This window comes from Marinobacter sp. F3R11, assembly GCF_003318275.1.
GTDB lineage: Bacteria > Pseudomonadota > Gammaproteobacteria > Pseudomonadales > Oleiphilaceae > Marinobacter.
This window is the reverse complement of the sequence record NZ_QOCH01000013.1, coordinates 48,816-64,215: the sequence shown is the minus strand read 5'-3', so window position 1 is coordinate 64,215 and position 15,400 is coordinate 48,816. Positions and strand designations below refer to the sequence as shown.

At 52.9% G+C, this 15,400-nt stretch carries 12 protein-coding genes; 9 read left to right on the top strand and 3 right to left on the bottom strand.

Translation table 11 applies throughout. The features are described 5' to 3' along the window. The first annotated feature begins 6 nt into the window (after positions 1 to 6). The 4 genes from prpB to prpF all read left to right on the top strand — a co-directional run bounded on the left by prpB (position 7) and on the right by prpF (position 5,929). Positions 7 to 894, top strand: coding sequence for a methylisocitrate lyase (gene prpB, locus DS878_RS05225; RefSeq protein WP_113815425.1), 888 nt, complete (start codon positions 7 to 9; stop codon positions 892 to 894). Between the two features lie 17 nt (positions 895 to 911). Further along, entirely contained in the window at positions 912 to 2,042 is a 1,131-nt protein-coding gene (prpC, locus tag DS878_RS05220) for a 2-methylcitrate synthase (protein ID WP_113814930.1), read from the top strand. Between the two features lie 25 nt (positions 2,043 to 2,067). After that, on the top strand, positions 2,068 to 4,680 hold the full coding sequence (gene acnD, locus DS878_RS05215) for a Fe/S-dependent 2-methylisocitrate dehydratase AcnD (RefSeq protein ID WP_113814929.1): 2,613 nt from the start codon (positions 2,068 to 2,070) through the stop codon (positions 4,678 to 4,680). Positions 4,681 to 4,750: 70 nt separating this feature from the next. Further along, positions 4,751 to 5,929, top strand: coding sequence for a 2-methylaconitate cis-trans isomerase PrpF (prpF, locus tag DS878_RS05210; protein ID WP_113814928.1), 1,179 nt, complete (start codon positions 4,751 to 4,753; stop codon positions 5,927 to 5,929). Between the two features lie 99 nt (positions 5,930 to 6,028). Here the strand turns inward: prpF and DS878_RS05205 are convergent, their stop codons facing one another. Then, positions 6,029 to 6,796, bottom strand: coding sequence for a PEP-CTERM sorting domain-containing protein (locus DS878_RS05205; protein ID WP_113814927.1), 768 nt, complete (start codon positions 6,794 to 6,796; stop codon positions 6,029 to 6,031). Positions 6,797 to 7,073: 277 nt separating this feature from the next. Between DS878_RS05205 and prpD the strand changes: the two genes are divergently transcribed. Next, positions 7,074 to 8,558 carry a 2-methylcitrate dehydratase gene (gene prpD, locus DS878_RS05200; protein WP_113814926.1) on the top strand — a complete coding sequence of 495 codons (1,485 nt, stop codon included), beginning with the start codon at positions 7,074 to 7,076 and terminating at the stop codon, positions 8,556 to 8,558. A 33-nt stretch (positions 8,559 to 8,591) separates the two neighbouring features. On the opposite strand, the gene DS878_RS05195 is transcribed toward prpD, so the two are convergent. Next, positions 8,592 to 9,632 carry an ExeA family protein gene (locus DS878_RS05195; RefSeq protein WP_113814925.1) on the bottom strand — a complete coding sequence of 347 codons (1,041 nt, stop codon included), beginning with the start codon at positions 9,630 to 9,632 and terminating at the stop codon, positions 8,592 to 8,594. A gap of 20 nt (positions 9,633 to 9,652) precedes the next feature. Beyond that, the gene (locus DS878_RS05190) at positions 9,653 to 10,561 is read right to left on the bottom strand and encodes an XrtA system polysaccharide deacetylase (RefSeq protein ID WP_261977607.1); all 909 of its coding nucleotides are present in this window, start codon (positions 10,559 to 10,561) and stop codon (positions 9,653 to 9,655) included. A gap of 294 nt (positions 10,562 to 10,855) precedes the next feature. Between DS878_RS05190 and DS878_RS05185 the strand changes: the two genes are divergently transcribed. Genes DS878_RS05185 through DS878_RS05170 form a run of 4 tightly spaced genes read left to right on the top strand, consistent with a single transcriptional unit; the run spans position 10,856 to position 15,400 of the window. Next, positions 10,856 to 12,262: a TIGR03013 family XrtA/PEP-CTERM system glycosyltransferase gene (locus DS878_RS05185; RefSeq protein WP_113814924.1), complete on the top strand. Its 1,407-nt coding sequence runs from the start codon at positions 10,856 to 10,858 to the stop codon at positions 12,260 to 12,262. 38 nt (positions 12,263 to 12,300) lie between these two features. Then, on the top strand, positions 12,301 to 12,939 hold the full coding sequence (locus DS878_RS05180) for an XrtA/PEP-CTERM system exopolysaccharide export protein (protein WP_113814923.1): 639 nt from the start codon (positions 12,301 to 12,303) through the stop codon (positions 12,937 to 12,939). Beyond that, positions 12,939 to 14,522: an XrtA system polysaccharide chain length determinant gene (locus DS878_RS05175; RefSeq protein WP_113814922.1), complete on the top strand. Its 1,584-nt coding sequence runs from the start codon at positions 12,939 to 12,941 to the stop codon at positions 14,520 to 14,522. The genes DS878_RS05180 and DS878_RS05175 overlap by 1 nt, the downstream gene beginning before the upstream one ends. Then, positions 14,522 to 15,400 carry a polysaccharide biosynthesis protein gene (locus DS878_RS05170; RefSeq protein WP_113814921.1) on the top strand — a complete coding sequence of 293 codons (879 nt, stop codon included), beginning with the start codon at positions 14,522 to 14,524 and terminating at the stop codon, positions 15,398 to 15,400. The genes DS878_RS05175 and DS878_RS05170 overlap by 1 nt, the downstream gene beginning before the upstream one ends.

Below are 15,400 nucleotides of genomic sequence, written 5' to 3'. Positions count from 1 at the left end.
AAGTATATGTCCGCTAAGCTATCTCCGGGCGCGCGGTTTCGCAAAGCCCTGAACGACAACAAGCCCCTGCAGATCGTAGGAACTATCAATGCTTACGCTGCCATGATGGCTGAAAAAGTAGGGCATCAGGCTATCTACCTTTCCGGTGGCGGCGTGGCCAATGCCTCATACGGACTGCCGGATCTGGGCATGACCAGCATGAATGATGTGGTAGAAGATGTACGCCGCATCACCGCAGCCACAGATCTGCCGCTGCTTGTGGACATAGATACAGGTTGGGGCGGGGCGTTCAATATTGCGCGAACCATTCGTGAAATGGAACGCGCAGGCGCGGCTGCCGTGCACATTGAAGATCAGGTTGCCCAGAAGCGTTGCGGGCATCGTCCGAATAAGGAAATCGTTTCCAAAGAAGAAATGGTTGACCGGATCAAAGCAGCCGCCGATGCCCGTGTAGATAAAGATTTCTTTATCATGGCTCGCACCGATGCCTTCCAGAAAGAAGGCCTGGAAGCAGCCATCGATCGCGCTAAAGCCTGCATTGAAGCTGGTGCTGATGGTATTTTTGCTGAAGCCGTTACCGAGCTTGAGCACTACAAGGCATTCTCCGAAGCTCTGGGTGACGTGCCGCTGCTGGCGAACATCACCGAGTTTGGCGCAACGCCACTATATAACCGTAAAGAACTGGGCGAGTCTGGTGCCAGCATGGTGCTGTACCCACTGAGCGCTTTCCGCGCCATGAATAAAGCTGCGGTAACCGTGTACCAGAATATTCTGGAGAAGGGCGACCAGAAAGATGTGGTTGATCTGATGCAGACTCGTATGGAACTGTACGATTATCTGAACTATCACGAATTCGAGCAGAAGCTGGACCAGTTGTTCCAGCAGTCAAAATAATTACAGGAGAGCGACCCATGGCAGAAGCAAAAAAACTCGGTGGCGCAGGCCTGCGCGGTCAGGTAGCTGGTGAAACTGCACTGTGTACCGTTGGTAAAACCGGAACGGGCCTGACTTATCGCGGTTACGATGTCAGCGACCTGGCCGATAATGCTCAATTCGAAGAAGTTGCTTACCTGCTCCTACGCGGCAAGCTGCCCAACCAGCAGGAGCTGGATGCCTACAAGAAGAAACTTCAGAGCATGCGGGGCCTCCCCGATGCCTTGAAAACCGTGCTTGAGCAGATTCCCAAAGATGCCCACCCTATGGATGTGATGCGTACCGGTTGCTCTATGCTGGGCAATCTGGAAACCGAGATGGACTTCAGCGAGCAGGACGACAAAATTGACCGGCTGCTGGCGACCTTCCCGGGCATCATCACTTATTGGTACCGTTTTGTTCACGACGGAGTGCGTATTGATACCGAAGGTACATGCGACTCTATCGGCGGCCACTTCCTTGAGTTGCTCCATGGCAAGAAGCCCAGTGAACTGCATGAGCGGGTGATGAACGTATCCCTGATTCTGTACGCAGAGCACGAGTTCAACGCATCTACCTTTACTGCCCGCGTTTGTGCTTCCACCTTGTCTGACATTCACAGCTGTGTGACAGGTGCGATCGGCACGCTTCGCGGCCCTCTGCACGGCGGCGCCAACGAAGCGGCCATGGAACTGATTCAAAGATTCCAGAGCCCGGATGAAGCAGAAGAAGGCCTGATGGGCATGCTGGCCCGTAAGGAAAAAATCATGGGCTTTGGTCACGCAATATACAGCGTGTCCGATCCGCGCAACGTGATCATCAAGAAGTGGTCCGAAAAGCTGGCCAGGGAAGTAGGCGACACAGTTCTGTACCCGGTTTCTGTCCGTTGTGAAGAAGTCATGTGGCGTGAGAAGAAACTGTTCTGTAACGCTGACTTCTTCCATGCCTCGACCTATCACTTTATGGGCATCCCGACCGAGCTGTTTACCCCGATCTTTGTTATGTCCCGGGTATCAGGCTGGACTGCCCACGTAAAAGAACAGCGCGCCAATAACCGTATTATCCGCCCGAGTGCAGATTACACCGGCCCGGATCATGCTGAATGGTTGCCGATCGAGAAGCGCGCCTAAATAATTAACGAATACGAGTCTTCTGATGAACACTAACTATCGTAAACCGCTTCCGGGCACGGACCTGGATTATTTCGACACCCGTCAGGCTGTCGAAGATATCCAGGCCGGGGCCTATGACAAGCTTCCGTACACCTCCAGGATTCTGGCTGAACAACTCGTTCGTCGTTGCGATCCTGCTGCACTGACGGATTCACTGAAACAGCTTATTGAGCGTAAACGGGACCTGGATTTTCCCTGGTATCCGGCTCGCGTGGTCTGCCACGACATCCTGGGTCAGACCGCCCTGGTTGATCTGGCTGGCCTGCGTGATGCTATCGCCGAGAAGGGTGGTGACCCTGCCAAAGTAAATCCGGTGGTTCCTACACAGTTGATTGTGGATCACTCTCTGGCGGTTGAGCATGCTGGCTTCGAGAAAGACGCGTTCGAGAAGAACCGCGAAATCGAAGATCGCCGGAATGATGATCGCTTTCACTTCATCAACTGGACCAAAACCGCGTTCAAGAACGTGGATGTGATCCCGCCGGGTAACGGCATCATGCATCAGATCAACCTGGAGAAAATGTCTCCGGTGGTTCAGGCGCGAGCAGATGGCGAGGGCAAGCGTGTTGCTTTCCCGGATACCTGTGTAGGTACAGACAGCCACACACCTATGGTCGATGCCCTGGGTGTAATCTCCGTAGGTGTTGGTGGTCTGGAAGCCGAGAGCGTGATGCTCGGCCGTGCTTCCATGATGCGTCTGCCGAATATTGTGGGTGTTGAGCTCACCGGTAAATTGCAGCCAGGTATCACCAGCACAGATATGGTACTTGCTCTTACCGAGTTCCTGCGCAAAGAGCGTGTGGTAGGTGCTTATCTGGAATTCTTCGGTGAAGGCGCTGACAGCCTTACCGTTGGCGACCGTGCCACCATCTCCAACATGACACCGGAATACGGTGCCACTGCAGCCATGTTCTACATTGATGGCCAGACGATCGACTACCTGAAGCTGACCGGCCGTGAAGACGAGCAGGTGGCACTGGTCGAAAAGTATGCGAAAGAAACCGGCCTGTGGGCTGATGCCCTCAAGACGGCTGAATACGAGCGTGTTCTGAAGTTTGATCTGTCTTCTGTCACCCGTACACTTGCAGGTCCCTCTAACCCGCATGCACACCTGCCAACCTCCGAGCTGGCAGAGCGCGGTATTGCAGGCGAGTGGGAGCAGGAAGAAGGCAAAATGCCGGACGGCGCGGTTATCATCGCCGCTATCACCAGCTGCACCAACACCAGTAACCCGCGCAACATGGTGGCTGCAGGTCTGATTGCCCGCAACGCCAACAAGCTGGGCCTGACTCGCAAGCCCTGGGTGAAGTCCTCCCTGGCGCCGGGATCCAAGACCGTCAAAATGTATCTTGAAGATGCCGGATTGCTGCCCGAGCTGGAAAACCTCGGCTTTGGCGTGGTGGCATTTGCCTGTACTACCTGTAACGGCATGAGCGGCGCACTGGACCCGGCAATCAGAGACGAAATTGTTGATCGTGACTTGTACGCAACGGCTGTGCTTTCAGGCAACCGTAACTTCGACGGCCGGATTCACCCCTACGCCAAACAGGCGTTTCTTGCATCACCGCCTTTGGTCGTCGCCTACGCGATCGCAGGCACCATCCGTTTCGATATTGAAAAAGATGCTCTGGGTTACGACAAAGACGGAAAACCGGTCACTCTGAAAGACATCTGGCCGGATGACGCGGAAATCAACGCTATTGTGAAAAAGTCGGTAAAGCCGGAACAGTTCCGCAAGACCTACATTCCGATGTTCGACATTACCCGCGATGCACAGGCCAACACCAATCCTCTTTATGACTGGCGCAAGATGAGTACCTACATCCGTCGCCCGCCATACTGGGAAGGTGGCATGGTTGGTGAGAAGACTCTCAAGGGTATGCGTCCACTGGCGGTGTTACCAGACAACATCACAACAGATCACCTGTCTCCGTCCAATGCCATCATGATGGACAGCGCTGCCGGTGAATACCTGCACAAAATGGGCGTGCCCGAAGTTGACTTCAACTCGTACGCAACCCACCGTGGCGATCACCTGACTGCGCAGCGTGCAACCTTTGCCAATCCCAAGCTGTTTAACGAAATGGTGCGGGATGAAAACGGCAATGTGAGGCAGGGCTCCCTGGCGCGTATCGAGCCGGAAGGTAAGGTTACCCGCATGTGGGAGGCTATCGAGACCTACATGGAGCGCAAGCAGCCGCTGATCATCATTGCCGGTGCTGACTACGGCCAGGGGTCTTCCCGTGACTGGGCCGCCAAAGGCGTAGCTCTGGCGGGTGTTGAAGCGATTGTTGCTGAAGGGTTTGAGCGTATTCACCGCACAAACCTTGTGGGGATGGGTGTTATGCCACTGCAGTTTGAGGAAGGCACTACACGTAAAACCCTGGATATTGAAGGGACAGAAACCTTTGATGTGGAAGGCACGCCAGCGCCTGGCGCTATGCTGACGCTGGTTATCCATCGCAAGAACGACAGCACCGAACGGGTGCCGGTCATCTGCCGACTGGATACCGCAGAAGAGCTGTCTATCTACTCAGCTGGCGGTGTGCTGCAGCGTTTCGCCCAGGATTTCCTGGAATCTGAAGGCGCAGCATAAAAAAACGGGGCCCCGGGCGTAAGAAGCAAAGCCCGGGCCCCGTCTTCAATATCAAGATGAGAGCAACGAAATGAGTCACGCTCCCCAAATCAGAATCCCTGCCACATATATGCGTGGCGGCACCAGCAAAGGCGTATTTTTTCGCCTTGAAGATCTTCCTGAAAGGGCCCGCACTCCGGGTCCCGCTCGGGACAACATGTTGCTGAGGGTTATTGGCAGCCCCGATCCCTACCAGAAGCAGACCGACGGTATGGGAGGAGCAACATCCAGTACCAGCAAAACCGTTATTCTGAGCAAAAGCACCCAGCCGGATCACGATGTGGATTACCTGTTTGGTCAGGTGAGCATCGATAAGCCTTTCGTGGACTGGAGTGGCAACTGCGGCAATCTCACCGCAGCAGTAGGTGCATTTGCCATTAACAGCGGATTTGTTGCAAAAGACCGTATCCCTGAAAATGGTACTGCTATTGTTCGTATCTGGCAGGCCAACATTCGCAAAACCATCATTGCCAACGTACCCATTACCAATGGTGAAGTGCAGGAAACCGGCGATTTTGAACTGGATGGTGTGACGTTCCCGGCTGCGGAAGTGCAGGTTGAGTTTATGGACCCGGCAGACGGCGAAGGCTCCATGTTCCCTACTGGTAATCTGGTGGACGATCTGGAAGTCCCTGGTGTTGGTACCTTGAAAGCCACCATGATTAATGCTGGTATTCCCACAGTGTTTATTAATGCGGATGCAGTTGGCTATACCGGTACGGAACTGCAGGACGACATCAACAGCGACCCCAAAGTCCTGGAAATGTTTGAAACCATTCGTGCCTGCGGCGCTGTAAAAATGGGGCTTATCCAGACCGTTGAAGAAGCCGCCGCTCGTCAGCACACGCCAAAAGTTGCTTTCGTGGCACCCCCGGCGAGTTACACGGCATCCAGTGGTAAGAAGATTGCTGCAGGCGACATCGATGTACTGGTCCGGGCGCTTTCCATGGGCAAACTGCACCATGCCATGATGGGCACAGCAGCTGTAGCTATTGCAACTGCAGCGGCTATTCCGGGCACTCTGGTGAATCTCGCTGCAGGCGGCGGTGACCGTACGTCAGTCACGTTTGGCCATCCTTCAGGCACCCTGCAGGTTGGCGCAGAAGCTAAGGAAGTGAACGGTCAGTGGCTAGCCACCAAGGCAATTATGAGCCGCAGCGCCCGCATCCTGATGGAAGGTTGGGTGAGGGTTCCAGAGGATAGCTTTTAAGTGAATGCCATTTAAGTAAAAGCCATTTGATCTTTCGAGCAAATGGCTTTTACTTTCAAAAGTACCGATTTAATCGTTGAGACTTTGCATTACGCCATGTCAGGAGCGACGCAAAGCGAACCGACGCCTTGCCCCGAAACCTACCAGCCCCATCGCCAGCAACGCCAGGGTTGATGGTTCTGGGACCGCCAGCGGATCCGGATCCGGGTCAGGTGTAATCTGGCCAAGGTCGCCGATGACCATATCGTCAAACGCAAACACGTCGCCGCCACCGGCATTGGTAAACGCAATGCTGGTGTAGGTTGTCTCAAGATCGTAGAAACCAAAGAACAGTGTTGCCTGATCGTTGTTTCCGATGTTCAGAGAGTGGGGGACCGTCAGTACCGAGGTTTCTCCAGAGGAATTGGTGAGGTTCAGTATCATCTGATCGGTTACAAAGTCACCGATATCGATACCATTAAACCCAAACGCGCTCACCGGGTCCGCAAAGTCTATCGTGAAGGCGCCGGTGCTGACGCCCCAGAAATTGGTCCCAGAGGTGGCAAAACGCCCCGGGCCGCTGGTGTCAATAGAGCCGGTGCCCGTTATCGTCGCACCCAGAGTTGTCCCTGTGCCGGGAAAGCTCAGGCTGAGTGGCGAGCTGGAACCGTAAGAGAAGGATTCGAAGTCCTCGTTTCCCACGCCCGTAAGATTTGAAAGGAAATCATTCCTGGCCAGGGCAGAGTTAGGCCCTAGCGTCCCGGAAGTCTCAGGGTCTTCCCCGAAAAAAGTGATTGGTGCAGCGAACGCGTTTGCTGCACCACCTAAAAGAACAAGCGCCACTGACGCACTTGCGATATGTCCACCGAATTGAAATTTCCTGCTCATTGGTCTCGTCCTTATCTATTTTTTTTTGCCCGGTGTTCAATTGGGCGCTAAGAGGCTTGAAGCCCGCGCTAGTGTTGCAGCAATTAAAGAGCCAAAATATAAAAAGTGATCTATATCATTAAGATAAAAAAACTCCGGGCGAGCATTGCAAATAATTGTTAAATTAACTGACAGTTCTTGTGCCTATCTGGCCGATGTGTCGGGCTTGCATACACTGAATTCCCGGGCAAAAAGGCTAGAATCCATCGGTAGGACATAAACGAAGGAGAGTGATCCTGTGTCAGCAACATTCGATCTGAACGAACGGCCTGATTACGATGTGGTGCTGCAGAAAATTGCGGATTACGTGCTCACCTACCGGATTGACAGCGATGAAGCCTGGAGTACTGCCCGTTATTGTCTCATGGATACCCTGGGCTGCGGCCTGCTTGCATTGCGTTTCCCGGAGTGCACCAAACATCTGGGGCCTTTGGTAGAGGGAACGGTTGTTCCTCATGGTTCCCGGGTGCCTGGTACATCATTCCGCCTGGACCCTGTAAAGGCAGCATGGGATATCGGCTGCATTGTGCGCTGGCTGGATTACAACGACACCTGGCTGGCGGCTGAGTGGGGGCACCCTTCGGATAACCTGGGTGGCATTCTGGCAGTTGCAGACCACCTGTCTCAGAAACGCGTTGCAGCGGGGCATGAACCGCTCACCATGCGCACGGTTCTGGAATCCATGATCATGGCTCATGAAATACAGGGTATTCTGGCGCTGGAGAATTCGTTCAACCGGGTAGGGCTGGATCATGTGGTGTTGGTAAAAGTCGCCTCCACAGCGGTCACTTCCAGGTTGATGGGGGCTGACCGGGAACAACTTCTTTCTGCGCTTTCCCACGCCTGGGTAGACGGGCAGGCTCTCCGTACCTATCGCCACGCTCCCAATGCCGGCTCCCGTAAATCCTGGGCTGCAGGCGATGCTACCTCAAGGGCTGTTCGTCTTGCAGATATCGCCATGCGGGGTGAAATGGGCATCCCCGGTGTGCTCACGGCGCCCCAGTGGGGCTTTTACGATGTGCTTTTCACCAAAACCAATAAAGACCAGGCCCTGAAGCCGGAAGGCAAACGACAGTTTTCCTTGCCGCAGCCCTTTGGCTCCTACGTAATGGAAAATATCCTGTTCAAGATTTCCTTCCCTGCGGAGTTTCATGCCCAGACGGCTGCCGAGGCCGCAGTACGGCTTCATCCGCAGGTTAAAGACCGGCTCGATGAAATTGACCGAATTGTTATAACGACTCACGAATCAGCCATTCGTATTATTTCCAAGCAAGGCAAGCTTGCGAATGCCGCTGACCGCGATCACTGCCTGCAGTATATGGCTGCAGTACCACTGATTTTTGGCAACCTTCAGGCAGAACACTATGAAGACAGCTTTCACGCAGCTAACCCGATAATCGATACGCTGCGGGAAAAGATGGAAATCATTGAAGACGAGACATATACCCGCGAATATCTGGAGCCAGATAAGCGTTCCATTGCAAACGCGATTCAGGTGTTCTTCAAGGACGGCTCCAGCACTGAAAAGGTTGCGGTGGAATATCCTATTGGTCACCGCCGGCGCAGAAAAGAGGGAATCCCCCTGCTAGAAGAAAAGTTCAAGGCAAACCTTGCAACCCGTTTTCCTCCACAACAAAGCAGGAGGATTTTTGAGTTGTGCAGGGAGCAGAAAGTTCTGGAAGATATGCCCGTAGAGGAATTTGTGGGCCTGTTTGTGATCTGAAGGCCCGGATCAGTTGAAGGCTTTCACCGGGCTCTACTTGCGCCCGGGTGAAAGTGGTTTTACGTTGTCAGGCGTGCCAAAGCTTTGCCTTTTGGACGGCTGCTCCTCGGGGAAAGTGTTGGCCAGTCGGTTATCAATTCGCTCCAGTGCTTCTGCCATACGCATCAGTGCGTTAGCTATACCAGCCATTTCTCCTGTTGGCTCTCTTTTTTGTTCCGGAGCGGAGAGTTCCTGTTTCCTGAGTTCGGCTGTTTTGGGTGTAGTCGGCGAGAGCTCATCTCCCAGCAAATCCTTGCGGATGGACTTGAGGTCGTGAGGGTCGATAAACGGCCGGTCTTCGGAGTAGGCACACATCATCATGCCGTCACAAAGCTTGTTGATCAGCCGTGGAATGCCTTTGCTCAGCTTGTGAATTTCGCGAACAGTGTCGCCATCAAACAGCTTGTTGCCGCCGTGGCCGGATACCAGAAGGCGGTAATCAATATATTCGGCCGTTTCTGCAAGGCTGAGTCCTTCCAGATGGAAGAACAGTTTTACCCGTTGGGCAAGCTGGGGAATATCCAGAACTGCCTGCTTCAGCTCCGGCTGGCCAAGAAGGATAACCCGCATTGAAGGGCCGCCCATGCTTTCCATCCCTGCGAGCATACGAACGTCTTCGAGGTTTTCCCGGGTAAGATTCTGCGCTTCATCAATGGTCAGAACCACCGGAGTACCTGCTGAGGCCATCTGCTCCAGATAATCTGTGATCTGGAAGAGCATGGCGACCTTGCTCTCGTCTTCTACTTTCAACCCTGCCTTGCGAAGAATCAGGCCAAACAGGTCCCTGGATTCCAGATTGGTATAGGAGATGTTGAGCAGCTTCAGATTGCCTTCGAGATTGCGGATAGTCTTTTTCAGCAAGGTTGTTTTGCCAGACCCGATTTCGCCGCTGATAACCACAAAGCCTTCAGAGCTCCAGATCGCCGAAGACATGTATACGTATGCCCGCGAGTGCTGTTGGCTCATGTAAATAAAATCATCTTCCGGTGTAATGCGGAAGGGGTGTCTGTGGAGACCAAAAAATTCAAGATACATTTGCAGTCCCTGTCCCTGAATCAGGCGAAGCGGATCAACTGATCGCTGCGCAGCAGCGTTTTGTCTGGCTCGTAGGCATTATAACTCTCGCTCACGGTACCGAACCTGAAGTCCTTGAGTAACAGCTCAAGGCGATCATGACATTTATCCAGATTAGTATAATGCCGGAAACGTGAGAACCAACTTGCATTATTGTAACGTGGCTGTTCCGGATCTATCTCCCAGGGGTGCAGATAGAACATTTGCGGTCGGGCGCCAAAACCCGAGGCATTGCGGAACAGGTAGCGGAACACCGGGTAGGGGAACTGGCGAAAATAACCGCCCCCGGCCGCAGGTATGGACAGCCCCATTATATGGGCCGTGGTCAGAGGGAACTCCCGGATAATGGCGCCGCTGGGGGTTTCGATGGAGTAGGGTGCAGAAGGCGACCCGGGTATGCCATAGCGGTCATGCCGTACAGGAAAAATGCTCGAATCCCAAGTGAAGCCGGCCTCACTCAGTATATCCAGTGCCCATAGAGATTCGCGGGTAATGGAGTAACTGGCAGCGCGATAACCCTCAACGGCTTTACCGGTAATGTCTTCCAGCAAGGCTTTCGCGCGTAATGTTTCTTCCCGGAATACATCCTGGGTCTGACTGTAGATCAGTTGATGGCTGTACCCGTGGGAGGCAATCTCATGGCCATGATCAGATAACTTGCGGATGAGTGACGGGAAGCGCTCCGCCACCCAGCCGAGCACAAAGAAAGTCGCTTTTACCTGATGTTTGTCAAAAAGGGCCAGCAGGCGTTCCGTATTCTGTTCGACCCTGGACGGCAGGGTGTCCCACTGTTCCGGCCTTATTACCCCGGAAAGAGCGGCAACGTGGAAATAGTCTTCTACATCTATGCTCATGGCATGCAGGGGTGAGGATGTATCCGTTCCGGGCATGGGCTCTCCTTTCCAGTCATACCGATCTGTCAATTTTCACCTACTGACTGTGCAAATACAATTGCTGATATGGGCAATTCCACATTGCTTGGAAAAACAATGTAAAACTATGTTACTAAAAGATACAAAGAGTTGAGATTACACCTTGGTAAGTGCAATATGTGCACCAAGTTAAAATGGATCCGGAGGTAAGGGGTCGCTCGTTTTCAATCTGAGCGTTCACCACCGGAGAATCTGATGTTGGTCTGGCCCATAGTGTTATAATGTGCGGTTCGGGCGACAAGGAAGTTTTACGTGTCTTATATACGATTTCGGAAACATTACCTCCATATTCCCTATCTGGTGCTCGGTGCGCTGGAATTCCTCGTTCTGTACGGTATTTTTTCGTTTCTGGGCCCATTGCTTTCGCTTGCGGGCGTTGGTTACCCCTTCGTTGAAACAAATGCCCTGTCTGCAAGTCTTTTTGCACTTATTCTGAGTTGTGGAACTCTGGCAATGGGCGGTTATCTGGCCATGGTCCATGAAACCACTTCAGCTCTTCTTTTCCGAACCCTGGTTGCCTATTGTTTCGTTGGAGGAATAGGGCTCAAGCTTCTCTACCTGGTGTTTCCAGCGCTGGACCCGGGCAGTACAAACCTGTTCTGGGCCGTAATTTTTGCCTCTGTGGCTGCAATTCTGCTGCGTCTGATATTTCTCCGGATTGTGGATTCGGAGAAGCTGGTTCGTCGGGTAGTGATTTTCGGTGCCGGTGATTTTGCGGCAAGCCTGCTCGATGAATATGAACGCAATATGCGTGCACTTGGCGTAAGGATCATCGGCTGCATCGCAGACAACCCGACTGGTGCTGTTGACCCAGGTAAAATGTTGCCGACACCCTACGACTTTTATCAGTTCTGCCGGCAGAACCGGGTTTCGGAGATCGTTATTGCTCAGCAGGAGCGCCGACGCAATGAGGGAGGGTGGTTGCCGGTACCTGATCTGATGGAGTGCAAACTCCGTGGCATTGCCATAACCAATGGCGTTGATTTTTACGAGCGTGAACTGAAAAAAGCCAAGCTCGATATGGTTCATCCTTCCTGGATTGTTTTTTCTGAAGGGTTCAAGGCATCGAAAACCCGGGATTTTGCGAAACGCTCTCTGGACCTTCTCATCAGTCTCACCCTCCTTGCGGTGATGCTCCCGTTTATTATTCTCACCGCTATTGCAGTGTTTCTCGAGACAGGCCGGCCCATACTCTATAGCCAGACCCGGGTCGGAATGCTGGGTAAAGAGTTCCGGATCTACAAGTTCCGCAGTATGCGACAGGATGCAGAAAAAGATGGCAAAGCGCGCTGGGCCTCTGCCAACGATAACCGGGTTACCCGGGTAGGGGCTTTCATTCGCAATACCCGCCTGGATGAGTTGCCGCAGATTTATAATGTGATTAAAGGCGAGATGAGTATCGTCGGTCCGCGCCCGGAAAGGCCGGAGTTTGTCTCGGAATTGAAAGAAAAAATTCCATTTTATGATACGCGGCATTATGTGAAGCCTGGCTTAATGGGCTGGGCACAGCTTAAATACCCCTATGGGGCATCGGTTGAAGACGCGCGGGGTAAGCTGGAGTACGATCTTTATTACTCAAAAAATCATAGCCTTTTGATGGATTTTCTGATCATGATCCAGACCGTGGAGGTTATTCTTCTCGGCAAAGGCGTTAGATAATGAACAGGCGAAGAAAAACAAGGGGTTGGAGGGGGTTTATGACTATTTCTGAATTGTTTCGGGCAGGTTTGATTGTGGTTCTTGGGCTGTTTGTTGCGGCTTGTTCTGGCCTCCCATCTTCTGCGGAGATGCCGCCTTCATCTGAACTGGAGGTCGAACCATACGAAATAGGTGTAGGAGATACTGTTTCTATCCACGTATGGCGTAATCCGGAGCTTGGTCAGTCCATCGTGGTTCGCCCGGACGGTTATATCTCCATGCCTTTGATGGGTGATGTAAAAGCAGAAGGTAAAGAACCGGAACAGCTGGCATCCGAAATCAGCGATACCCTGAGCGAGTATATCCGTACCCCGGAAGTAACCGTGATGGTTACCAACCCGCTCAGTAAAGAGTTTCGTAACCGTATCCGGGTGACCGGTCAGGTTGCTTCGCCACAATCAGTCGCTTTCCAGCCGGGTATGACAGTGCTGGACGTTGTTCTGATGGCTGGCGGCGTTACCGACTTTGCGGCCGACGATCGTGCGGTTCTGCATCGCCAGATAGACGGCGAGTACCAGAGCTTTGGTCTGGATCTTGAAGCCATTCTCACCGACGGTGATATGCGCACCAATCATAGCCTGCAACCCGGTGACGTTATCAGCGTTCCGCGTAAACAGTTGTTCCGGGGCGAGCTCTGATGGATATACAGTTCATTATTGATACCCTTCGTGCGGTAAAGCTTGAGCTTTACCGGCACAGGTTGGCAGCGGTCATTATCTTTATGACCGTTACAGCGGGGGTGTTGACGCTGGGCTATGTAACACCAAAGAGCTATACCTCCCAGGCTGTTTTGTATGCTGATCAGTCAAATATACTGCAGCCACTTCTCCGGGGTCAGGCCGAGGTTACTCAGCTTGACCGCATCAACGAAGCACGGGAAATGATGCAAAGCCGCTCCTTTCTGGAGCAGATCGCGCTGGATACAGGGCTGATCAAAGGCGGCGAATCTGATGCTACCCGCAATGGAACGATTAGCAGTTTGCGTAAGCAGGTTGGTATTCGCGTATCAAACCGGAATTTTCTGGAGCTGAGCTATACCAGTGGTAGTCCGGACGAATCTTTTCAGGTTCTCAGTGCGGTACTGAACCGTTTTGTAGAGCGCACCGTCCGGAAAAAACGTTCTGAAAGTCAGGGCGCATTCGAGTTTATCGATTCCCAGGTCAAAACCTACCAGCGCCAACTTGAAGAGGCTGAGCAACGGCTGAAAGAATTCAAATCCGGCAATCAGGATGGAACCGAGAGCAGTGTGCTTGCCAGAATTGAGAGCCTGCGACGGGATATTGAAAACCTGAAGCTGGAAATCCAGCAAACCGAATCCGAAGTTCAGCTTACCCGTCGTCAGCTTGAGAATGAGCAGCCGGTGCGCCGTATCACCGTTGATCCAGGCAAATCGTCTGCTGAACGCCGACTGGCTGCTATGCGTCTTGAACTGGATTCGTTGTTGTTGCGCTATCACGAACGTCATCCCGACGTTGTCAGTATTAAGGATCAGATCGCAGATCTGGAAAAGCGGGTTTCCACGCAAACCGATGATGATCGGGATGGTGGTGTCACTGAGGTGATGGAAAACCCGGTATACGAAAACCTGAAAATACAGCTGTCAGAGAGTACCACTCGCCTGGCAGTGCAGAAAAACCGTCTCGCGTCGCTGGAACGGCTTTTAGAGGAAGGGTTTGAACGCTCGCAGCGGGTAGCTGAAAATCAGGCTCAGCTTTCAGAGCTCACCCGGGATTACGACGTTACCCGTGGCGTATACGAAGACATGCTCCAGCGCCGGGAAAAAGCCCGACTGTCCATGACTCTGGATGTTCAGGGTGAGGGCGTAAGCTACAAAATCCAGGAGCCGGCTTCCTACCCGACGCACTGGGATGGCTTGCAGCTTTATCAGGTTGGCCTTGCGGGTCCTTTCCTGGGCAGCGCCATGGTTCTTGGCCTGCTGATAATGCTGGTGATGTTTGATCAGCGGTTACGCTCACCCCGTGCATTGCAACTGGCTTTGCCGGAATCCATTCCGGTGCTGACCAGTATTCCCCATTATCGCAGCACCTGGAAAGACCGTTTGTTGCGCAAGGATGTTCTCTCCATTCTGATCGTACTTGCGATTTTCATGGTAGTTTATCTTGCTGTTCTGGTTTTCAGTGTTATGGGCATTACCCCGGAGCAACTGATCAGTAGTGTCGGCGAATTAAGCGGGCAAAGGCTTGGGGATGGGGGCAATTGATGGACGATAACAAACTCTACAATGCACTGCTGAAAAGCCAGGATGAACAACGCCGGCTGCTTGACCGTGACCGGGGTGAGGCAAAGCCTGAAGACAATTTTCGCAAAGAGCGCCCCTACGCTGGCTCGGACCGGAAGCGGCCAAACTGGACCCGGGTTGAGACGAATCAGGGTGAACACGCCCCGACAGTTTACGATTCGTCGGTGTCACTCGCTCTGATCGGTAATCCTAACCCCTGGAGCCGCGAACAGTTGCGGGAGCGGAAAATAATCTATTCCGGAATGCCAGATAAAGAGGTGATGGACGCATACCGGGAGCTTCGCATTCAGCTGCGTAACCGCGCAGGCGAGGGTAACTTTACGGTGATGTTCACCAGTCTGGGCAACAGCCCGGGCAGCCTCCTTACAGCGTTTAACCTTGCGGTATCCTTCGGGCTGGATTCCCACAGTTCAGCATTGCTTGTGGATTGTGATCCCTATAACAAGGATTTGCAGGGCCTGGTTTCCACTCCCATGGAATCCGGTGTTACAGATTTTGTTGGCGATCGCTCATTGACCATCAAATCCATTATTTACCCTAGTGGTGTTGATCGGGTTTCAGTAATTCCCGCCGGAACCCAGGCATCATCGGCGGTTGAACTGTTTTCTGCTGTACGCATGCGCGAATTGATTACTGAGCTTAAAGCCCGTTACCCGGATCGTTGTATCGTGCTGAATGCGCCTCCTTTCCGGGAAAATACAGAAGCGCGGATTCTCGAACGTTTTGCAGATCAAATCGTCTTCGGTGTTCCTTTTGGAGAAGTCACTGGCGAAATCATTGCAGATTCAGTGGACGCACTCGGATCTGATAAATTTTCCGGCCTGATTTTTCAGGAGTAG